We start from the raw sequence: 21,014 nt of genomic DNA, 5'->3' as shown, positions 1-21,014 counted from the left end.
TCATTTGTTTATCTAAACTAAACGAATTTCTGGTTTGCTTTGTGATTCTTTTACGAATCTTGATTCTTTTTTGAATCTTTTTTATCTTCACACTATTTAATTATCATGTTTCTCGCTACCTTTTGAAGTAGCTTATTTATTGTACTCTTGCAATGATTTTTTGTCAAGTATTTTTTTACATTTTTTTCAAATGTTTTTTACTTAACTTTTACAAAAGCTTTTGTTATCTCAAGTGACAACTTTTTTAGTTTATCATCTTTAAGCTGTATTGTCAACTGTTTTTTAATTTTTATTTTGATTTTTTAAAAAAATAACAGTTATTTTTTCGATAACTGTTATATAATACTATTTTATTTTTTGCTTGTCAATACTTTTTGCGTTTTCTATGTTCTTCTTTATATTTTTCTTTTTAATAAGTATCGCTGTATTGTTCCTTTATCCTTCGTTTTAACTCTTCATAATCTCTTTGGGTATTCTCTATTCTTTTGGTTAAATTAGGATAAGCTTTTAATAATCTTTTTTCTCCTAATACTTTTTCCCTTTCTCTTAGTTCTTTTATTTTACTTTCAATTTCTACTATTTCTGTTTTCTTTTTTAATACTTCCTGTCTATTTTCGATTTCTACAGTTTTGTCATAAACTCTCATTCCTATCATGTCTGATACTTTTCTTATGTCTTTGCTAATTTTATCTATGGTTTTCATTTTTTTATTTAGTCCTATAATAGTATTAACCGTAGCTATTAAATCTATGGTCATTATTATCACTAATCCTATATCTAAATATTTTAGCACGACAAGCGGTATTAAGTTCACTAAATTTTTTATAACTGGATGAACTGCTTCGTATAATAAAAAGCAAAACATTCCCCAAATCACTGAAAATTCAAGGCAAATATAACCTCCTATATTTAGTTTTCTGTCTGAATAGTCCCACCATCTTTCGTGAAATATTTTCTCCAGTAAAAATCCTGCCACAAATTCTATTAATGTTGCAATTAACATTGATCCCAAGAAAAGTACAAATTTATTTTTTTCTGCTATATCCGTCAAAAAATATATTACCGATATAGCACTAAAACCATAAATTGGACAATAGGGTCCTGACAAAAAACCTCTATTAATAAATTTCCCAACTGTTACTGCGTGATAACTAACTTCAACAACCCAACCCACAAAGGCGTAGATAAAGTAATACATTAGGTACAATAAAAAATATTTTTCCATTTTTCCTCTGTTCTAATTAAAAATAATATGTCAGTTTGCTAACATACTATAATACTTTTATTAAATTTCGTTATACTTTTTTAAAATCTCTCTTCTTCCACTGACTTTTAATTTTTTGTAAAGTCCCGTGAGATTATTTTTTATAGTTTTATCGCTAATATAAATCTCCTTGGAAATATCCTTATTAGTTTTTCCTTTTAGGATTTCTTCTAATAAATATTTTTCGCGTCTTGTAAGTGATTCTATATTTTTAATTTTTTTATTTCTGTATTCTTTAAATTCATCGAGGCTTTTTTCTATATAATTATGTCCTTTTAAAGTTTCTTCCACTGCCTTGAGTATTTCTTTTTCACTTGTCTTTATACTTATTATGGAGTAATAAATATTAATAGGAAGCTCTTTTTCATCTACTATCCTAATTTTAAGTTCCCCTCTTTTAGCTAAGTCTTCATCTTCAAAGACTAAAAGGTCAAAATCTTCATCTATTCCTTCATAATAATCAAGGACTTCATAATCCTTTAAAATTTTTTGAAGTCCTCTTTTTATAATTTCACAATTTGATTCAATGGCGATTTTAGTCATTTAAGTCTTTTACGCTTTCTCTTTCAAGAATTTCAGATGGAAGCACAACATTTTCTGAAAAATTGCCATCTTTTTTTGCTATTCTCTTTAAAATTTTTCTAATTGAAACTGCGCCAATGTCATAATAAGGAATTTTTACAGTTGTAAGTTTTGGTCTATATATATCTGAGATGTAAGATCCTCCAAATCCCGTCACAGAAATATCTTTTGGCGTCTTATAATTATTATCTAGAAGCAGATTCATTAGGTGAATTGCAACTGTGTCATAGGACGTGAAAAAAGCTGTAATCCTTTCTTTTTCAACTGTCTCTATAATTTTTGCTTCTTCATTTTCAACATCGCTTGCTTCACGACCTTCTACAAATAAATTAATTTTCTTTAAGCCATGTTCTTCCATTGCCCTATTATAACCTTCAACTTTTTTCTTTTCAAAAGTCCTATCGTAGTCCTTTCTAATTCCAAGAGATGCAATGTTTTTATGTCCCTTTGCAATTAAAAAGTTTACCATGTCATAGCTTGCTTTTTCGTAATCAATTGTTGCAGAAAATTTTTCTATATCGTAGAAATTGCTAATGATGACATAAGGAATTTTGCTTTCTTCCAATTTGTACTCAAGCTTTGGATTGTGAATATTTGAAATTACAATTATCCCTTCAACTTGCTTTTGCGCCAATAGGTTTGCAAACTTCATTTCAGATTCAGCATCGCCATAGGAACTTGATAAAAGTATGTCATATTTATACATCCTCCCAACTTCTTCCACGCCTCTTAGAATTTGCGCAATAAAATTAGATCCAATGTCTTCTACAATTACACCTATTAAGTTAGATTTTTTTGTGACTAAACTTCTAGCCACTTCGTTTGGTTTGTAATCCAAAACATCAATGGCGTGCAAAACTCTTCTTCTAGCCTCTGGACTAACGGGCTTTGAGTCATTAATTACCCTCGATACTGTAGAAATGGAAACATCTGCCATTTTTGCTACGTCTTTAATTGTAGATGCCATACTTTCCTCCTTATGGTACTATTATTTTTAATCTATTCTCCAACACTTTAAAATTCATTGGAAGTGTTGAAGTTTTTTCTCCATCAACGTCTATTGTTACATCGTCATCTGATTCTATTTTTATATTCTTTGTCTTTAAGTAAATTACCTTATTGTTATCTAAGTGCTTTCCTCCTACAAGTGATGCAAAAAGTTCAGGTGCATCAGAAATTTTTATTCTCTTGAAAATTAAAACATCTAAATATCCATCAGAAACATCAGCAAATGGAGCCATTTTTTTAAACCCACCAACAGAAGTTGAATTAGTTATTAAAAATAAAAGCGCATCTACATTTTCTGATATTTCTTCACTTTTAATTTTTAAATTAATTGACTTTTGATATTTAAAAATTCTCTTTTCCAAAAGTTCTCTGGCACCTTCAAGATAATATGCCATATTGCCAAGACTTGCTTTTTTTTCAGCGGTAACAGTATATGCGATTTCAGTTAACATCCCACCTGCAGCTACATTGATAAAGGCTCTATCGCCTGCAAGTCCAAGGTCAATAGTTTTAACATTATAATTTTTTATCATTTGATAAAATTTAAAAGGCGAAGTTGGAAGTCCCTGTGCGTTGGCAAAGTCATTTACAGTTCCACTTTGAAGAATTGCAAGGGGCGTATCTCTCTTTGAAAGGTATATGCCATTCACAACTTCATTCACCGTTCCATCGCCGCCACTACATATTACAAAATCTTCGCCCGTGTAATTTGCCGCAAAGTTTTTGCCATCACCTTCTTCATGAGTAAATAATAACTCAATTTCATATTTATCATGGCTCATTAGCTCAACTAATTCTAAAATTTTGCCAAGAGCTGCACCTCTTCCTGAATTAGGATTCGCAATTATCTTAACTCTTTTCATTTTTCTCCTTTTATGTATAAAAAATCCTTATACCAAAATAAGATTGATGTTGATTCTTATTATTTAAAAATAAAAGAAGACGAAGCAATAACTCCGTCTTCTAGATCATTTTAAAAAGACTTCTTTAAGTGTCTTCGCAACTTCTTTTAAAATATAAAAATAGTCGATGGCGTTATTTGAACTAAGTGAAATAGTTTTTGCTGTATCAGAAATAACATCCGAAACATTCATAACAGTGTTTGATACCTTTAGAGATGTATCATCGACCTTTCTTGTAATTCCATTAACAGTGTCTGAAACTGAACCAACTGTAGTGACAACTTTTTCAATTTCTGGCTTCACATCATTTATGAGCTTTGTCGCATCATTTGAAATTGAATTTACATTTGTAGAAATGTCCTTTGCGTTGTCCATTATTGAAGGAAGTGTCTTTATAGTATGATCTATCTCGCCTTGGTTTCTCTCAACAATTTCATTGACATTTTTTAAAACCTTAAAAACATTTATTAGCACTAAAAATAGTGCAATAAGTGCAGCTATACCAGCTACATATAATAAGAAACTAAGTAGGCCACCTATTGTAAATGCTTGATCTAACATTTTATGCCTCCTATCTTATTTTCTATTAGCTTCTCTTTCTGCCTTATTTTTTGTTTCTTCAATGGTTTCTTTTACATTTTCGGAAGATTTCTTAGCCTCTCTCTTTATGTCTCTAGCACCATCTTTTAAATCGTCTTTGACTTCCTCAGCTGTATCTTTAACTTCTTCAGTAGTGTTTTTTACATCCTTTTTTATGTCTTCTGCACCAGCTTTTACAACTTCTCCAATTGCTTTCGCTTTTGCTTTTGCTACTTCAACATCTTCATCAAATTCATATTTTTTAAGGGCTGCTCTATCTCTTAAATCATTATAAGTTTTTTTAGCTTGTTCGCTAGCTTGATATGCCTTAAACTCAATGGTATCTCTTGCATCATTAGCTGCATTTAGAGCTTGATTAGCTGCTTCCCTTGATTTGTTCGCAATATCTTCACGAGTCTTCTTGCCTTCTTGTGGTGCAAATAAAATTCCTCCAATTGCTCCAAGTGCAATACCCGTACTAATTTTAGAAAATTCTCTTAGTCTTCTTCTTCTAACTGCTTCGTTGCGTTTTTCTTCTAAATAATCAAATAATCCCATAATAACTCTCCTTATTTATTGATTTATTATTTTCTTACCCCTTTTATTTAAAGTTAATCAAAATACGTTCAAAACTAATAAATATAAATAATAGTAAAAACCGCAATGCCGTTACCCAATTAATTCACCCCGCCCATTTTCATGGTGGGTCAAAAACTTGATAGTGTCTTCTGACTTCCGCTCAAAGACGGCTTGTCATATCTCACTGATACACAGTTTCCCGTGTTCTATTTGTCGGTTGAATTAAAAGGGATTATTTCGCACATCGCAGAATTTACCTAATTAAATTATAACTCAATGAAATTACTTTTTCAATAAAGAGCAGGAAAAAAATGAAAATCCCTGGGAACCTTTGCAAATATTTCTATTTCCCTATTATTTCTCGGAAGTTTGAATTTCAAAGAATAGGAGTGAAGTGCCTGCCTATTTATAAATTTTGAATCTTTGCCATAAAGGCTGTCGCCAAGTATTGGATGACCTATGTAACTTAAATGCACTCTTATCTGATGAGTCCTTCCCGTGAGTAGCGTTAACATTACAAGACTCATATTTTTGTACTCTTCAAGAACTTTATAAGAAGTAATAGACTTTTTACCAATTACATAATTTACTTCACGCTTAATATTGTCTTCACTTTTGGCAATAGGTGCGTCAATTATTCCCTCTTTTTCTTCAAAAGTCCCTTCGCAAATTGCCAAATATTTTTTCTCAACACTATCTTTAAATTCGCTTGAAATTTTATCTTGAGCAAAGGAATTTTTCGAAACAACAACTATACCAGACGTATCTCTATCAAGCCTATTTATAAATCTAACCTTCCTCCTAATATTATTATCTTTAAAATATCCACAAAGATAATTAAGAAGTGTGCCTTCGCTGTCGTCCTTTGCAGTGTGAGTTACCATAAAGGGTTCCTTATTTATTAAAATCAAATCCTCATCTTCGTATAAAATATCCAGGTTTTTATTTTCAATTTTTCCATTTGGTTCTTCATCTTCAAATCTAAGAGAAACTATATCCTTTAATTTTAATTTTTTATTTGTTTTAACATTTTTCCCGTTTAAAAAAATATTTCCACTATTAACGGATTTTCTAATTAAGCGTGAGGATACTCCACACTCCTTTAAGTATTCATTTATCTTAATTTCTTTAGTTGCTCTAAAATTTAAAAAATCCTTTGAATTCAATCTATACATTTTACACCTCTAGTCAAGGGAACTTTATTCGTTTATAATATAAATAATAAAGAAAAAAATCAAGGGGGTTTAACCTTGTCAAAAATTATAAATATACTTACAAATGCAAATTTTGAATCTAAAAAAACTGCCACAAATTTGCACAATGTTTTAACAAGATATGGCTACGAACCATTTAATGGTTTTAAAAAAAATGCCCTGCTTTCCATTTGCATTGGTGGCGACGGTTCTTTTATAAAGGCAATCCACAAAAATGATTTTCCCGAGATGCCCTTTGTGGGAATAAACACAGGTCATCTTGGATTTTATCAAGAGATAAAGCCCGACGAAATTGAAAAATTTGTAAAAGAATATAAAAATGGCAATTATAAAGTAGATGACATAAAATTAATTCGTTCAGACATTTACACAAAAAATAAAGTCTATAAATTTTATTCAATTAATGAAGTCGTACTAAAAGCAGCTCACTCAAAAACTATTCACATGAATGTCTTTATCGACAGAAATCACGTTGAAAAATTTTCTGGAGATGGCATACTAGTTTCCACACCATCAGGTTCCACTGCCTATAACTTTTCTAGCGGAGGAGCTATTGTATATCCAAGCCTACACGTGCTTCAAATGACACCAATATCTCCAGTTAACTCTGCTGCCTACCGTTCTCTTGGGTCTTCTGTAATAGTTCCAGGTGCTCACACAATTTCTCTAGTTGTAGAAAAGAGATACAAGGATTCAAACTTACTTTTAGTTGACGGTTCGGAATATTTCTTCAACAATCTACACAGAGTAAACATTAGGCTTTCAAATAAAACAATAAAAAAACTCGTCTTCTCAAATAATTCCTATTGGGATAATTTAAAGGACAAGTTTCTATAAAATTCCAAGAGAAATCTTGGGATTTTTTATTTAAATTTTTCTGCAAAAAAATCTCACCCATATATTAGTATGGATGAGGTTTTCATTAATTTTTATGCTTTATAGCCGCTTTTACAAATCCATTAAATAATGGATGGATTTTTGTAGGCCTTGATTTGAATTCTGGATGGAATTGACAAGCTACAAAGAAGTCATTGTCTTTAAGTTCAATAATTTCTACAAGGTCTTTGTCTTCGTTTATCCCTGAGAAAACTACGCCAGCTGATCTGATTTTTCCTCTAAAATCGTTGTTAAATTCATATCTATGTCTATGTCTTTCTTTTATCTTTTCTTCTCCATAGAGTTCATAAACTAAAGTACCTTTTTCTATTGTGCATTCGTAATTTCCAAGTCTTAATGTTCCACCAACATTTTTTACATCTTTTTGATTTTCCAATAAATCGATTATAGGATAATTCGTCTCTGGATTTATTTCTGTTGAGTTTGCATCCTTAAACCCCAATTTATTTCTTGCAATATCTATTAATGCAATTTGCATTCCATAGCAAATCCCAAAATATGGCACATTGTTTTCACGAGCATACTTACTTGCCATGATCATTCCTTCAGTTCCTCGAGAACCAAAACCGCCTGGCACGATTATTCCGTCAAGTCCTTCTAATATGCTTGCATCTTTTTCAATTTCTTCAGAATTAATCCACTTGATATTTACTTTATATCCATTTTCACAACCTGCATCAGTTAGCGCTTGGATAACAGACAAATAGGCATCGTGAAGACTTACATATTTTCCTACAAGTCCAATTTTAACTTCACCCTTGACATCTTTAAATCTGTCGACCATTTCTTTCCACTTGCCCTTTGACGCTGGTCTGTCTTCGAGCTCAAGTTCCTTTAAAATGTAATCATCTAGATGCTGTTCGTGGAAAACTAGGGGAACTTCGTAAATTAAATCTACATTAGTTGATTGAATGACTGCTTCCACAGGAACATCACAGAATAGTGAGATTTTCTCTCTAAGATCTTTTGTAACAATGCCATTTGATCTTACAATTATTACATCTGTTTTTATTCCATTACTCATAAGTTCCTTGAAAGAATGTTGCGTTGGTTTAGTTTTAAGCTCATCTGAACCTGGAATATTGGGAACAAGAACTGCATGGACAAATAAAACATCGGACTTATTATTTTCAGAGTGAATTTGTCTTATCGCTTCTAAAAATGGAAGGGATTCAATATCGCCAACAGTCCCACCAATTTCTGTAATTACAACGTCAGCCTTTGATTCCTTTGCCGCTTTATATACTGCATTTTTAATTTCATTTGTTATGTGTGGAATTACTTGAACAGTTGCTCCGTCATAATCGCCACGTCTTTCTTTTTCAATAACTGTCGAATAAACTTTACCAGTTGTAATTGAAGCACCCTTAGTTAACTCTTCATCGATAAATCTCTCGTAATGTCCAAGGTCTAGGTCGGTTTCCGCACCATCCTTAGTTACGAAAACTTCTCCATGTTGATAGGGACTCATAGTTCCTGGATCCACATTTAGATAAGGGTCGAACTTTTGCATAAATACTGAAAGACCTCTGTCCTTTAAAAGTCTTCCAATGCTTGCAGCAGAAATCCCCTTGCCAATTCCTGAAACAACCCCACCTGTAACAAATATAAATTTAGTCATAATTCCTCCTAGCTTAGTGAATTAAAGATATCTTCATAAGATGGCAGCGTAATATTTTTTCTTGAAATCAATTTTTCCATTTCATCTGCAACCTCTCTCGTGGCAAGAAGTTTTGTTGCAATATTTCTTTCAACATACTCCGCCTTTTTGTAAATGTCATCTATTTCTTTTGAATGTGAAAGCAAAATTTCTATTTCTCTTTCACATTTAATTAACTTTGTAATCATCTTATCTATTTTATCATACTTATCAGAAAGCATTTCATTGTTTTTAAATTTCAAAACTTCTGACAAATCTTTTAACTCGGCAATGCCCATTGGGACAATATCTTTTTCAATCATGGACATCATAGTTTTAGCCTCTAAAGTATGGTAAATCACAACTTCTTCTAAGTTTACTTCGTAGCTTGCCTTTATTTCTTTTTCTGTGTAAATTTCTCTTTTTAAGAAAATATCTGTAAAATCAAAATCCTTTAAGGATACTAAAGCATCAAAATAAGTCTTGTGATTAGCAAGTCCTCTTCTCTTTGCCTCTTTTCTCCACTCATCAGAATAATTGTCCCCATCACAAATAACCCTGTCGTGCTCTTCCATAATTTCCTTTATAGTCTTGAGGACAACTTCTCTTAATTTATTGTAATCATCTTTATAGGGTTCAAGTTTTTCATAAATTTTTGACAAGGAATCAGCAATAGCACAATTTAATGCAATATTCAAATCAGAACCAGTCTTTGATGATCCAAGCATTCTAAATTCAAATTTATTTCCAGTAAAGGCAACAGCTGCAGTTCTATTTCTATCGCTAGAATCCTTTGGAACACTCAAAAGATTATAGCCACTAAAAATATTTTTATTTTCTTTTTTATATTCAATTTCTTCTTTTATGTTTCTAAAAAGTTCTTCTAAATCACTTCCTAAAAATAGTGAAACTATTGCAGGAGGTGCTTCATCTGCACCAAGCCTAAAATCATTAGAAGTTGAGGAAGCACTTACCCTTAAAAGACTTTGATATTTATCAATTGCTTCTATAAGCGCTGCCACAAATAATAGGAAAATATTATTATTATAAGGGTCTTCACCTGGTTCAAATACATTTAATCCATAATTTGTAACAATGGAATAATTGTTGTGCTTTCCAGAACCATTTACAGTGGCAAAAGGCTTTTCGTGGAAAAGGCACACTAAATTATTTTCTAAGGCAGTTTCTTTTAAAATATTCATAAGAAGTTGGTTATCGTCAATTGCAACATTTACATTTTCAAATAAAATTGCCATTTCAAATTGATTAGGTGCAACTTCATTGTGCTCTGCTTCAGAATAAATTCCAAGGTCATAAAGTTTTTCGTCCACATCCTTATAAAATTTTTCAACTCTAGCGGGAATTTGACCAAAATAGTGATCGGATAATTCTTGTCCCTTTGGAGAAGGAGCTCCAACAATAGTTCTTCCAATATTTTTTAGGTCACTTCTCTTATTATAAATTTCTTTATCCACTAAGAAAAATTCTTGTTCAAGACCAACTTTCACTCTCATCCTATAAGCATACTCATCTTTGTGAAATAAATTTACAATTTTTACGCCTTCATTGCTTAAAATCTTTGTAGAATCAATGAGCGGTCCTCTCTTGTCTAATTTTTCGCCCTTGTATGACATAAAAATTGTTGGAATATAGAGGACATTTCCAATTATAAAAGAATTTGCAGTAAGGTCCCAATAAGTATATCCCCTTGCTTCAAAGGTAGACCTCATTCCTCCACTTGGAAAAGAAGATGCATCAGGCTCTCCCTTGACAAGCTCCTTGCCAGAAAATCTATTTATTGGTTCACCGTCAGAAGTTCTAGAAATAAATGCCTCGTGTTTTTTTGCAGTGTGACCACTTAATGGTAAAAACCAGTGAGCAAAGTGAGTTGCACCATTTGCAAGAGCCCAGTCCTTCATTGCGTGTGCAATAGCATCTGCCGTTTCTTTGTCTAAATCCTTTTCATTTCTAAGTGCGTCCTTCCACTTTAAATAAATTGGATATGGTAGTGAGTCCTTCATCTTTTTTTTGTTAAAACTTTTTATACCGAATTTTTCAATCATAATTTCCCCCATAAAAGTCCTGAAAATAAAAAAATGGCAATTAATTAAAATTGCCATTATGAAAAACCTGTGGTTTCTTTTTATTTTATTTCAAAAACTATTCTTTGTCAATAAAATATAATCACTCTGAATCCTTTAAAAGTAGTAGGTGAACATCGAACCACTGACCGTGAATTGAAATTTTTACATCGCCTCCAAGTATTTCAGAAAGATTTTTTACGATATTTAAACCAAGCCCCGACCCCTCAGAATGTCTTGACCTATCTGCCTTTAAAAGTTCTTCAAAAAGTTCGTCACTATTCATATTTAATTTTTCTGCCATAATATTCTTTATATAAAACTCAACTGTGGACTGTCTTTCGATTACACCTGCAAGTACCTTTGTGCCTTGTTTTGAATACTTTACGGCATTTGACAAAAGATTTTCCACAATTCTAACAAATAAATTGACATCTGTATAAATTAAAATTTCATCACTTGTGGAATTGTACAAAAAATCTAAATCTCTTTTCTTAAAGAGGGAATCATAGTCTCCGTAAATTTGTAAAATCATTTCATTAAGTTCAACTAAAGATTTTTCCACAGGAATGTCCCTCGTGCTAGTTTTTGAAGCAAAAACTAAATCAACAATTAAATCCTTAAGTCTTGTTGAATTTCTCTTTAAAATGCTCAAAAATTTCTTTGCTTCGTCGTCAAATTCATCTTTCTTAGACAAAAGATCTGCATAATTTATTATTGAGGTAAGAGGCGTTTTCAAGTCGTGAGAAATATTTGTGATAAGCTCTATCTTTAATTTCTCCGACCTAAAATTTTCTTCCAATCTCTTTCTGTCTCTCTTTTTAAAATCTTCCATTAAAATTGTGATTTTTTCCAAATATTCATTTTCAAAAGGCTCTGGAATTACAAAATCATATCCATAGAGTATTGACTCTACTAGTTCAATGGATAAGGTGTTTTGTGCAAACTGAATTTCCACAGTAAAAACTGCTCTAAGAATCATAAAAAGAAGAACATTTAAAAGAACTATTCCCTTTGTTAAAAGACTATAAAATAAAATATATAGAATAAATAATGTCACATTTAGGGTTCCAAAGAGCCTAAAATTCTTAAATTGTCTGTATTTAAAAAGATTGTATGTGAAACAAGTATCCACAAGCTTTTTCCTTTTAATTTTTAAAATTATAATTAAAAGCGTGACAATCCAAGAGATAATGAAATGTTTATTTATGTTTAAAAGTTCAAAAATAATTACACAAGATGCAAAAATATTTTCCACAAAAAATTTATCTGAAATATTTATAAAAATGTCCTTAATATATTCTCTTATATCAGAAAACATTACTTTGCCTCAATTTTATATCCCATGCCATACACTGATTTAATCAAATCCGGTTTTCTTGGGTTTATCTCCACCTTGTCGCGAAGATGAGAAATATGCACTGAAATAATTTTTCTCACGTCAATTGCTTCTTCTTCCCAAACCCTTTCGTAAATTTCATTGGAAGAAAAAACTCTTCCAGGATTCTTTACTAAGAGATATAAAATTTTGTACTCGTAAGGAGTTAGGCTTACAATCTCATCTTCCACTCTAACTTCCTTTGATTCGTCAGATATGCTAACTCTGCCGATTTTTAAATCCACCGTCTTTATATCTGATGCACCAAGGGAAAAATATCTTCTTATGAGAGAATTTACCCTCGCAGTAAGCTCCACCGCATTAAAAGGCTTAGTTATGTAATCATCTGCACCTACATTTAAGCCAACAATTTTATCTGTAACTTCACTTTTTGCTGAAAGCACAATAATTGGAATATTTGTAATCTCACGCATTTTCATAATAAGTGTAATACCATCCATCACTGGCATCATTATGTCTATTATAGCAAGGTGTATTTCATTTTTTTCTACAATTTCAAGAGCAGTTTCTCCATCTTCAGCAGTAAAAACTGTGTAGCCCTCTGCCTTTAAATAAATTTCTATTGCATTTAAGATGTCTTTCTCATCGTCGCAAACTAATATATTATAATCCATAATCATCATCCTTTACTCTATTTTATCATGTAATGAATTGTTATCACACAAAAATTAATATATAATACAGAAGAGGTGTTTAATGAAATTCTTAAATAATTACATAGATAAAGTTAAAGACAATAAGGTCTTTACTTTCTTTGACAAATTAATATATAGAATAATAAATCACGACACTTTTTCCTATGGAGGAAGTCTCTCATATTTTTTAGTTCTATCAATTTTTCCATTTTTAATTTCCCTGATTAACGCAATTAATTTTTCAGGAATATTAAATCCAGATTATATTTTTTCACTGATAAAAGTTTTGCCAACTGACATACAAAATATTGTGTCAAATTTTTTAATTGAAATTCAAAATTCATCTTCAGGATCTTTTTTCACAATTTCCTTTGTAGTAGGTCTTTTCACTGCGTCCACTGCAGTTTTTAAGCTAATAAATATTATAAATTTATCCTATGGCTTTGCTGAAAAAAGAGGTTTTATTAAACTAAGACTTCTTGCACTGTTTTTTACAATAGCACTTATTATAATGTTTTTTTTATTAATATTTACTCAAATCTTCGGCGAAATTATTTATGTAAATGTGATGAATTATCTTGGCATAAAAAATGAATTTTTTGACAAAATGTGGCGAATAGCAAAAAACGCAATACCTATTTTATATATGTTAATTACCTTTGTCCTATTATATAAGTTTTCACCTTCTAAGAGTGGCGAAAACATGGTTACTTTTAAGGGTGTCCTTCCAGGTGCAATTTTTTCTACAATTGGTTTAATAATAGCCTCCATTGTATTTGGTTTTTATGTAACAAACTTTGGGAAATACTCCATAACCTATGGCTCCCTTGGCGGTATCATTATATTTTTGGTTTGGCTATATTTACTTTCCATAATTATATTAATTGGCGCAGAGATAAATTCTACCCTCTACTCAATGAAAAACTTTAAATCTTTAAATCATTGGCCAAGACATGATTCCATATTTAAAAATTTTAATAACTAAGCAATTTCTGTGGCTGCAATAAGTGCAGTCACTTTTTTTACGCCTGAAGCCCTTGCGATTTTTGTAAGTTCCTTTATTGTTGCACCCGTTGTGATTACGTCATCTACAATAATAATTTCTTCTGGAATTTTTATAACTTTAAAGGAATCTTTTAAATTTTCTTCACGTTCATGTTTTTTTAAACCAACTTGAAATTTTGTATCTATTGCTTTCTCGAAGACATCCTCGCATTTTAAATCCAACTTTTTTGCAATATCTTCCGCCAATATTTTAGATTGATTGTATCCCCTTTCTCTTTCCTTATATTTATGCATGGGAACATAAGTCAAGACTTCACTACTTAAATTTTTCTCCAAAAGCTTTTCTATCATAATTTCAGAAATAATTTCTCCATATGCCAGCTTTCCCTTAAACTTAAAGTCAATTATAAGCTTCTTCATTATTCCAGAATAAGTTGAAGATACAATTAAATCCTCTAAACCATCAATATTATAATAAAATACTGGGTCTTTATTGATTAAATCAAAACAATCACTGCAAAGTCCATAATTATTTACAATTTTCCCACAAATAGGACAATTATTTTCCAATAATTTCATTTTGTCTCCTCAATTTTTTTGCCAAATTGGAATATCTCTTCACAGTTTTATTGTTTTCAATCATTTTTACTAAATATTCACTCATGCCCACAAGGACAACTGCCTTTGACGCTCTAGTAATTGCCGTGTAAATTAAATTCCTTGTAAGTAGCATTGGTGCCGCTCGGTAAAGAGGAATTACAACTACTGGAAACTCACTCCCCTGAGATTTGTGAATAGTCATGGCATAGGCAAGTGCCAATTCATCTAGATTGTCAGAATTATATTCCACGCTTCTCACATCGTCAAAAATTACTGTTACTTTTTTGTTTTCCTTGTCAATTTTCGAAATATAGCCTAAGTCGCCATTAAAAACGCCTTTTTGTATATCTTGATAAAACTCATTTTCCACTCTTGTCTCAAGTTCATAATTGTTTTTTGTCTGAAGAACTCTGTCGCCAACCTTGAATTTTTTCCCGAGAATTTCTATAAATTCTTCGCTATTATTTAAGTGGTCTTGAAGCACTTTATTTAAGTTAATTGTACCGTGATTTCCCTTTTTAGTTGGAGTTAACACCTGCACATCTGCTTCACTTACATTAAAATAGTTGGGAAGCCTAGTCTTTACTAGGTCTTTAATAATTTCCAGACCCTTCATCTCTCCTCTTTCAGAAATCATAAAAAAGTCGCCCTCATTTAAAATTGGCATCTCTCCCTTATTTATTAAATGGGCATTTTTTACTATCATGGATTGTTCTGATTGTCTAAAAATTTCCTCTAAGTTCACAGATTCAATTATGCCAGATTTTAAAATATCCGCTAAAACATTTCCTGCACCCACAGATGGAAGTTGATCCTTATCTCCAACTAAAATAAGTCTAGTTGGACTCTCAATTGATTTTAATAAAGTTTCCATTAAAATAATATCAACCATGGACACTTCGTCGAGGATTAGCACATCACACTCAAGCTCTTCAATGTTTGAAAATCCTATGTCTCCTGCAAATCCAATTTCAAGTAGCTTGTGAATTGTAAAAGCATCTCGTCCCGTCTGTTCCTTCATTCTCTTTGCAGCACGTCCCGTTGGAGCGGCAAGTTTAATGACTTTGTCCATGGATTCAAAGATGTCGATTAAAACTTTTAGAGTCGTTGTCTTTCCAGTTCCAGGTCCACCAGTTATTACAAAAACCCCTCTATTTATAGCTTCTTTGACGGCCTTCCTTTGCGTCTTTGAAAGTTCAATTTCTCTAAACTCCTCTGTCTCGATAATTTTTTTATCTATGTCAATTTCTTCTTCAAAGGTAATATTTAAATCATTTAATTTTCCCGCAACATAGTTTTCTGCAGCAAGATATCTAGCAATATAACAGTTATAATCTTCCCCATCTCTTTCCACGAAAAAGTTTTTCTCAAGAGTTAATGTCTTTGCAATTTCATCTGTATTTTCAAATTTTAAACCTAAAATATTTTCTGAAGCTCTAATTAATTTGTCTAAGGGCAAATAAGTGTGTCCATCTCTATTTGCAAGCATGAGAGCATACTTTAACCCTGCAATCTTTCTAAAATCAGAATCCTTTTTTACACCAATACTCTCTGCAATTTCATCAGCCTTTTTAAATCCAATGCCCCTCACTCTTCCAATTAAATCGTAGGGATTTCTCATAACAATTTCTATGGACTCGTCGCCATATTCCTTGTAAATTTTTAAAATTATAGATGCCGGCAAGTTATACTTAGAAAAATAGAGAAAAATTTTGCGCATTGCATATTGTCTGTCTAGCGCTTCCTTTATGTCCTTATATTTTTTCTTGCCAATGCCCTCCACAGATAAAAGTCTTTCTGGATTTTTTTCTATTACGTCCAAAGTTTCATCCTTAAATTTATTTACGATTCGCTCTGCCATTTTTTCACCGACATGAGGTATCATTGAGCTTGAAAGATAACTTATTATTGCAGCTTCGCCTTCTGGCATAATTTCTTCCATATTTATAAAGGCAAACTGCTCTCCGTATTTGTTGTGATATGTAAAATCTCCCGTGAATTTATATTTTAAATTTGTTTTTAAAATAGTAGCAGAGCCAACTATTACAAGATCTCCATCTGTTGAATTAATTTTTGCAACAGTGTATCCATTTTCTTCATTTCTAAAAATAATTCTCTCCACAATTCCTTCAAGAGTAATCAATTAAAACACCTCGTGATTATTGTATCAATAATTTGCAATTAAATACAGAAATAAATACAGATATTTATACAGATGCTAATACAGATTTTTATGTTTATGCTATTACAGATGTTAGTAAAGAATTTAATGTAATATGCTATTATAAAAGCTTTTTAAAATAAAACTAACAGTATTTTGCAAAAATAAAAAGAGACCCGAAGGTCTCTCTTAATAAAAATCTTCATCAGATTTTTTCTTTTGTTCCTCATATATATTTCTGTAACTTTCTTCATAAGAATCTGTCTTTGGTTCGCTGAATTTTTCTCCATAACTTTCGTCAATTACATTTTCACGAGGCTCTAGCGGAATAATAATTGCAAGAGCAATGTAAACCCAAATACTAAGCCCGCCTGGCACAATCAATAAAAAGGTAACAATTCTTACTATCGTTGAGTCAATACCCAAATATTTTGCTATGCCACCGCACACTCCTGCGAACATCGCATCATCTCTAGATCTATAAAGTCTCTTCATTTTACACTTCCTTTGTGGCATTAAATAATTAATTCTGTTTAGTATTTTACCCAAGAAGAAATATTTTATTCAAAGGACAAGAGCAACTCTCCACTTTCTACCATGTCGCCTTCTTTTACAAAAACATTGGCTACTTTTCCGTCAATATTTGCAACAATATTTGTTTCCATCTTCATGGCTTCTGCGATAAATAATTTGTCGCCCTTTTTAATTTCATCGCCTTCTTTTACCAAGACTTTTACAATTTTACCTGGAATAGAAGAACCAACTTCCTTTTCATTTTTTGGATCGGCATAAATTTTTTCTTCTCCAAAATTTTCTTTGTCCTTAACAGTTTCATCCTTGATGTTAATAGTTCTTCTTGATCCATTTATTTCAAAAGTTAAATTTCTTGTACCATTGTCCAAAAGTTTTCCAACTTCAATTAATGTTACGATTAAAGTTTTGCCTTCTTCAATGGAAATTTCTGTACTTTCGCCTTCCATTAGTCCATGGAAAAATACATCTGAACCAATCTTTGTAACTTCGCCATTTTCTTTTATATAGTCGATGTAATCGTCAAATACTTTTGGATAAAGTGCAGAAGAAATTAAATCTTCCTCACTAGGCTCTATTCCCTTTTCTTCCAAATGCTTTTTGATTTTATCAAAGTCTTCATCTTCCAAAAGTTCGCCAGGACGAACTGTAATTGGTTTTTCTCCTTTTAATATCATCTTTTGTAATTTTTCTGGAAAACCACCATAAGGTTGACCCATCATTCCTCTAAAATAAGTCATGACAGAATCTGGATAGTCTAGGTTCTTGCCCTTTTCCAAAATATTTTCTGGAGTAAGGTCATTTTGTACCATGAAAATTGCAAAGTCGCCAACCATTTTTGATGAAGGAGTAACCTTTACAATATCGCCTACCATTTCATTTACACGCTTATACATTTCCTTTACATCTTTAAATTTATGACCAAGTCCAAAACTTTCAACTTGTGGTTTTAAGTTTGAATATTGTCCTCCAGGAATTTCATATTTATAAATTTCTGTAGTTCCGGATTTTAAATCAGATTCAAAATTTGCATAAACAGGTCTTACTGCTGCCCAATATTTTGAAATATCTTCAGCTTTGTCCAAATCAATTTCTGTGTCTCTGTCAGTGTTTTTAAGAGCAGCTACAACAGAATTTAGAGCAGGCTGTGAAGTAAGTCCACTCATGGAGTTTACTGCTGTGTCCACGATGTCGACACCAGCTTCAGTTGCTTGCAAAATTGTTGCAACGCCATTGCCAGTAGTGTCGTGAGTGTGAAGATGAATTGGCAATCCAATTTCTTCCTTTAAATTTTTTATTAATTTCTTAGCTGCATAAGGCTTTAGTAGTCCAGACATATCCTTTATGCCAATTATATGTGCTCCAGTTTTTTCAAGCTTCTTTGCAAAGTCCACATAATATTTTATAGAATACTTATCTCTATATTCATCTAAGATATCGCCTGTATAGCACATAGTTGCTTCTGCGATTTTTTCATTTTTAAGAACTTCGTCAATAGAAAGTTGCATACCTGGTAGCCAGTTAAGAGAATCAAAAATTCTAAATAAATCAATTCCATTTTTTGAAGATTGCTTTATAAATTTAACTACTACATTGTCAGGATAATTTTTGTAGCCAACAGTATTATTGCCACGAATTAGCATTTGTAAAAGCATATTTGGCATTTTTTCACGTAGAATTTTTAATCTTTCCCATGGATCTTCGTGTAAAAATCTGTACGCAACGTCAAAAGTTGCTCCTCCCCACATTTCCACAGAAAATAATTTGTCCATATTGTAGTTTAATGCCTCAGCAATCTTCACAAGGTCAATAGTCCTCATTCTAGTCGCCATAAGTGATTGATGAGCATCACGCATAGTTGTGTCAGTTAAAAGAAGTTTTTTCTCACTTAAAATATGTTCCTTTAATTTTTCTCCACCAAGCTTGTCAAAAAGTTGCTTGTAACCTTCAAAATTTTTCTTTTCAAATTCTGGCACTTGTGGCACATCAAAGTTCTTTTCCAAAGTTTTGCTGTCATTTACAACTCTTTCGCCAATAATCTTCATAAGCCTTAGTTCCTTGTCCTTTGAAGATTTTATTTCAAAAAGTTCTGGATGCTCTTCGATAAAACCTGTGTCACAAATTCCTTCTTGAAATTCTTTTGTATTTAAAACATTTAACAAAAATCCAATATTTGTCTTTACTCCGCCAACTTTTAACTCAGATAAAGATCTCTTTGCCTTTCTAATTGTATCCTTCCAAGTTCTTGCTTCAGTAATGACTTTTACAAGAAGTGAATCGTAATAAGGAGAGATGACTGCACCAGTGAACCCGTTGCCACCGTCAAGTCTTACTCCAAATCCAGATGATGATCTATATAAGTTAATTTGTCCCGTGTCTGGCATAAAATTATTTAGTGGATCTTCTGTTGTAACACGACATTGAATAGAAAAACCTCTGTGTTCAATTGAATCTTGACCTTTTATTCCAATTTCTTCGCTGTCAAGCCTGTATCCCATGGCTATTAAAATTTGTGACTGCACAATGTCGATGTCAGTACACATTTCTGTAACTGTATGTTCAACTTGAACTCTTGGGTTGACTTCGATGAAGAAGTGATCGCCCTTTGAATCCACTAAAAATTCCACAGTTCCTGCATTAGAATAACCAATTGATCTAGCAATTTTTAAGGCATCTTCACAAATTTCTTCTCTAAGTGCTTTTGGTAGCGAAAAAGCTGGAGTATACTCAATTACTTTTTGATGACGCCTTTGAATTGAACAGTCCCTTTCATATAAGTGAACAATATTTCCATATTCATCGCCTAAAATTTGTACTTCAATATGTTTTGGCTTGTGAAGATATTTTTCTATGAACATTGAATCGTCGCCAAAAGCTTTTTTTGCCTCATCCTTTGCAGATTCAAATTTTTCCAAAAGTTCATCTTCACTTTCAGCAATTCTCATTCCTCTACCGCCACCACCAGCAGCAGCTTTTATCATTACAGGATATCCGCAAGATTTTGCAAATAAAATTGCCTCTTCCTCATTTTTTATTGGTCTTTCAATACCGGGAATAGTTGCAACTCCAGCTTCCTTTGCCACAATTTTTGAAGTTATCTTGTCTCCAAGTTTTTCCATTACTTCTGAACTTGGACCAATAAAAGTAATTCCTTCTTCTTCACATTTTCTAGCAAATTCAGGATTTTCAGACAAAAATCCATATCCAGGGTGAATTGCATCTACACCCTTTTTCTTTGCAAGACTAATTATCTCGTCGATGTCAAGATAGGCATCAAGAGGTGACTTTCCCTTTCCAATGAGATAAGATTCATCAGCCTTAGTCCTAAAAAGTGCAAGCTTATCTTCTTCAGAATATATTGCAACTGAGCGAATCCCCATTTCTCTAGCCGCTCTAAATATTCTAATTGCAATTTCGCCACGATTTGCTACTAAAATTCTTTTGAACTTCTTCATAATATCCTCCCTTTAGTTTTACATATTATACATCAAATATAGACTAAAGTGTAGAATCAACAAATAAAAATCTTAATTTCCCTAAACTTGCAACAAGTATCCAAAGTTCAATTTTTTATTTTGAATTTTCGTATCTAAATTATTATCTACTCCAAAACTAAAAAAGTTTAAAATTAATTTGCTTAAAATAATTTTTGAAAACTCATCGCCTTTATAGTGATATAATAAAAAATTTTGCATACATTATTAAAGGTCTTTTTTATCTGTTATGGATTTTACTCTCAAACATTAAAATTACCATTATATTAAAAAAGGAACCAAGCATTAAGCTCAGTTCCTTTTTAATTGTCACTAATATTATTTAGCAATTTCTCTTGTTATGACAACTTCTTTTGTAGTTCCATTCCAGATGATATCTTTGCCATCTTTTAATCCCAATGCTCTAGCTATATTTGCTATTGGTAACATTGTTCTGTCGTTTTT

The 21,014-nt window shown here is 31.8% G+C and carries 18 protein-coding genes and 1 other RNA gene; 2 read left to right on the top strand and 17 right to left on the bottom strand.

Going from position 1 to position 21,014, the window contains the following annotated elements; all coding sequences use genetic code 11:
* Window positions 1-409 precede the first annotated feature (409 nt).
* From MR285_RS04765 to MR285_RS04730, 8 genes are all read right to left on the bottom strand, one after another.
* Window positions 410-1,225, bottom strand: a complete 816-nt coding sequence (locus tag MR285_RS04765; RefSeq protein ID WP_293558550.1) for a hypothetical protein — start codon at window positions 1,223-1,225, stop codon at window positions 410-412.
* A 60-nt stretch (window positions 1,226-1,285) separates the two neighbouring features.
* The gene (locus MR285_RS04760) at window positions 1,286-1,807 is read right to left on the bottom strand and encodes a LuxR C-terminal-related transcriptional regulator (RefSeq protein ID WP_293558548.1); all 522 of its coding nucleotides are present in this window, start codon (window positions 1,805-1,807) and stop codon (window positions 1,286-1,288) included.
* On the bottom strand, window positions 1,800-2,813 hold the full coding sequence (locus tag MR285_RS04755) for a LacI family DNA-binding transcriptional regulator (RefSeq protein ID WP_293558546.1): 1,014 nt from the start codon (window positions 2,811-2,813) through the stop codon (window positions 1,800-1,802). The genes MR285_RS04760 and MR285_RS04755 overlap by 8 nt, the downstream gene beginning before the upstream one ends.
* Window positions 2,814-2,823: 10 nt before the next feature.
* On the bottom strand, window positions 2,824-3,717 hold the full coding sequence (locus tag MR285_RS04750; RefSeq protein WP_293558544.1) for a diacylglycerol kinase family protein: 894 nt from the start codon (window positions 3,715-3,717) through the stop codon (window positions 2,824-2,826).
* A 105-nt stretch (window positions 3,718-3,822) separates the two neighbouring features.
* The gene (locus MR285_RS04745; RefSeq protein ID WP_293558542.1) at window positions 3,823-4,317 is read right to left on the bottom strand and encodes a hypothetical protein; all 495 of its coding nucleotides are present in this window, start codon (window positions 4,315-4,317) and stop codon (window positions 3,823-3,825) included.
* 15 nt (window positions 4,318-4,332) lie between these two features.
* Window positions 4,333-4,893: a YtxH domain-containing protein gene (locus tag MR285_RS04740; RefSeq protein ID WP_293558540.1), complete on the bottom strand. Its 561-nt coding sequence runs from the start codon at window positions 4,891-4,893 to the stop codon at window positions 4,333-4,335.
* A 93-nt stretch (window positions 4,894-4,986) separates the two neighbouring features.
* A non-coding RNA gene (gene ssrS, locus MR285_RS04735) (6S RNA) lies at window positions 4,987-5,170 on the bottom strand.
* 34 nt (window positions 5,171-5,204) lie between these two features.
* Window positions 5,205-6,089, bottom strand: a complete 885-nt coding sequence (locus MR285_RS04730) for an RluA family pseudouridine synthase (RefSeq protein ID WP_293558538.1) — start codon at window positions 6,087-6,089, stop codon at window positions 5,205-5,207.
* Window positions 6,090-6,164: 75 nt separating this feature from the next.
* Between MR285_RS04730 and MR285_RS04725 the strand changes: the two genes are divergently transcribed.
* The gene (locus MR285_RS04725; protein WP_169968234.1) at window positions 6,165-6,965 is read left to right on the top strand and encodes an NAD(+)/NADH kinase; all 801 of its coding nucleotides are present in this window, start codon (window positions 6,165-6,167) and stop codon (window positions 6,963-6,965) included.
* Window positions 6,966-7,050: 85 nt separating this feature from the next.
* Here the strand turns inward: MR285_RS04725 and MR285_RS04720 are convergent, their stop codons facing one another.
* From MR285_RS04720 to MR285_RS04705, 4 genes are all read right to left on the bottom strand, one after another.
* Window positions 7,051-8,646, bottom strand: a complete 1,596-nt coding sequence (locus MR285_RS04720; RefSeq protein ID WP_169968232.1) for a CTP synthase — start codon at window positions 8,644-8,646, stop codon at window positions 7,051-7,053.
* Window positions 8,647-8,654: 8 nt separating this feature from the next.
* Window positions 8,655-10,727: a glutamine synthetase III gene (locus tag MR285_RS04715; protein WP_169968230.1), complete on the bottom strand. Its 2,073-nt coding sequence runs from the start codon at window positions 10,725-10,727 to the stop codon at window positions 8,655-8,657.
* 121 nt (window positions 10,728-10,848) lie between these two features.
* Window positions 10,849-12,066, bottom strand: a complete 1,218-nt coding sequence (locus MR285_RS04710; RefSeq protein WP_169968228.1) for a HAMP domain-containing sensor histidine kinase — start codon at window positions 12,064-12,066, stop codon at window positions 10,849-10,851.
* Window positions 12,066-12,758, bottom strand: a complete 693-nt coding sequence (locus MR285_RS04705; RefSeq protein ID WP_293558531.1) for a response regulator transcription factor — start codon at window positions 12,756-12,758, stop codon at window positions 12,066-12,068. The genes MR285_RS04710 and MR285_RS04705 overlap by 1 nt, the downstream gene beginning before the upstream one ends.
* Before the next feature lie 82 nt (window positions 12,759-12,840).
* Between MR285_RS04705 and MR285_RS04700 the strand changes: the two genes are divergently transcribed.
* Window positions 12,841-13,764 carry a YihY/virulence factor BrkB family protein gene (locus MR285_RS04700; protein WP_293558529.1) on the top strand — a complete coding sequence of 308 codons (924 nt, stop codon included), beginning with the start codon at window positions 12,841-12,843 and terminating at the stop codon, window positions 13,762-13,764.
* On the opposite strand, the gene MR285_RS04695 is transcribed toward MR285_RS04700, so the two are convergent.
* The 5 genes from MR285_RS04695 to MR285_RS08325 form a co-directional block, all read right to left on the bottom strand.
* Window positions 13,761-14,363, bottom strand: a complete 603-nt coding sequence (locus MR285_RS04695) for a ComF family protein (protein ID WP_169968222.1) — start codon at window positions 14,361-14,363, stop codon at window positions 13,761-13,763. The genes MR285_RS04700 and MR285_RS04695 overlap by 4 nt on opposite strands.
* Complete coding sequence (locus MR285_RS04690) at window positions 14,344-16,527, bottom strand: ATP-dependent RecD-like DNA helicase (RefSeq protein ID WP_293558526.1); 2,184 nt, start codon at window positions 16,525-16,527, stop codon at window positions 14,344-14,346. The genes MR285_RS04695 and MR285_RS04690 overlap by 20 nt, the downstream gene beginning before the upstream one ends.
* Before the next feature lie 207 nt (window positions 16,528-16,734).
* Window positions 16,735-17,040: a PspC domain-containing protein gene (locus MR285_RS04685; RefSeq protein WP_293558524.1), complete on the bottom strand. Its 306-nt coding sequence runs from the start codon at window positions 17,038-17,040 to the stop codon at window positions 16,735-16,737.
* A gap of 65 nt (window positions 17,041-17,105) precedes the next feature.
* Window positions 17,106-20,531: a pyruvate carboxylase gene (locus tag MR285_RS04680; RefSeq protein WP_293558522.1), complete on the bottom strand. Its 3,426-nt coding sequence runs from the start codon at window positions 20,529-20,531 to the stop codon at window positions 17,106-17,108.
* 357 nt (window positions 20,532-20,888) lie between these two features.
* Window positions 20,889-21,014 (bottom strand): stalk domain-containing protein (locus MR285_RS08325; protein WP_366934092.1); only part of this gene is annotated, 126 nt, incomplete at its 5' end.

Origin of the sequence: Peptoniphilus sp., from assembly GCF_022767005.1 — a bacterium.
Classification (GTDB): domain Bacteria; phylum Bacillota; class Clostridia; order Tissierellales; family Peptoniphilaceae; genus Peptoniphilus_A.
Note: the sequence above shows the minus strand (reverse complement) of the source record. Positions and strands in the feature narration are given on the sequence as shown.

Coding starts and splice junctions, on each gene's coding strand:
- MR285_RS04765 (WP_293558550.1), bottom strand. CDS start 1,225: ATGGAAAAATATTTTTTATTGTACCTAATGTATTACTTTATCTACGCC.
- MR285_RS04760 (WP_293558548.1), bottom strand. CDS start 1,807: ATGACTAAAATCGCCATTGAATCAAATTGTGAAATTATAAAAAGAGGA.
- MR285_RS04755 (WP_293558546.1), bottom strand. CDS start 2,813: ATGGCATCTACAATTAAAGACGTAGCAAAAATGGCAGATGTTTCCATT.
- MR285_RS04750 (WP_293558544.1), bottom strand. CDS start 3,717: ATGAAAAGAGTTAAGATAATTGCGAATCCTAATTCAGGAAGAGGTGCA.
- MR285_RS04745 (WP_293558542.1), bottom strand. CDS start 4,317: ATGTTAGATCAAGCATTTACAATAGGTGGCCTACTTAGTTTCTTATTA.
- MR285_RS04740 (WP_293558540.1), bottom strand. CDS start 4,893: ATGGGATTATTTGATTATTTAGAAGAAAAACGCAACGAAGCAGTTAGA.
- MR285_RS04730 (WP_293558538.1), bottom strand. CDS start 6,089: ATGTATAGATTGAATTCAAAGGATTTTTTAAATTTTAGAGCAACTAAA.
- MR285_RS04720 (WP_169968232.1), bottom strand. CDS start 8,646: ATGACTAAATTTATATTTGTTACAGGTGGGGTTGTTTCAGGAATTGGC.
- MR285_RS04715 (WP_169968230.1), bottom strand. CDS start 10,727: ATGATTGAAAAATTCGGTATAAAAAGTTTTAACAAAAAAAAGATGAAG.
- MR285_RS04710 (WP_169968228.1), bottom strand. CDS start 12,066: ATGTTTTCTGATATAAGAGAATATATTAAGGACATTTTTATAAATATT.
- MR285_RS04705 (WP_293558531.1), bottom strand. CDS start 12,758: ATGGATTATAATATATTAGTTTGCGACGATGAGAAAGACATCTTAAAT.
- MR285_RS04700 (WP_293558529.1), top strand. CDS start 12,841: ATGAAATTCTTAAATAATTACATAGATAAAGTTAAAGACAATAAGGTC.
- MR285_RS04695 (WP_169968222.1), bottom strand. CDS start 14,363: ATGAAATTATTGGAAAATAATTGTCCTATTTGTGGGAAAATTGTAAAT.
- MR285_RS04685 (WP_293558524.1), bottom strand. CDS start 17,040: ATGAAGAGACTTTATAGATCTAGAGATGATGCGATGTTCGCAGGAGTG.
- MR285_RS04680 (WP_293558522.1), bottom strand. CDS start 20,531: ATGAAGAAGTTCAAAAGAATTTTAGTAGCAAATCGTGGCGAAATTGCA.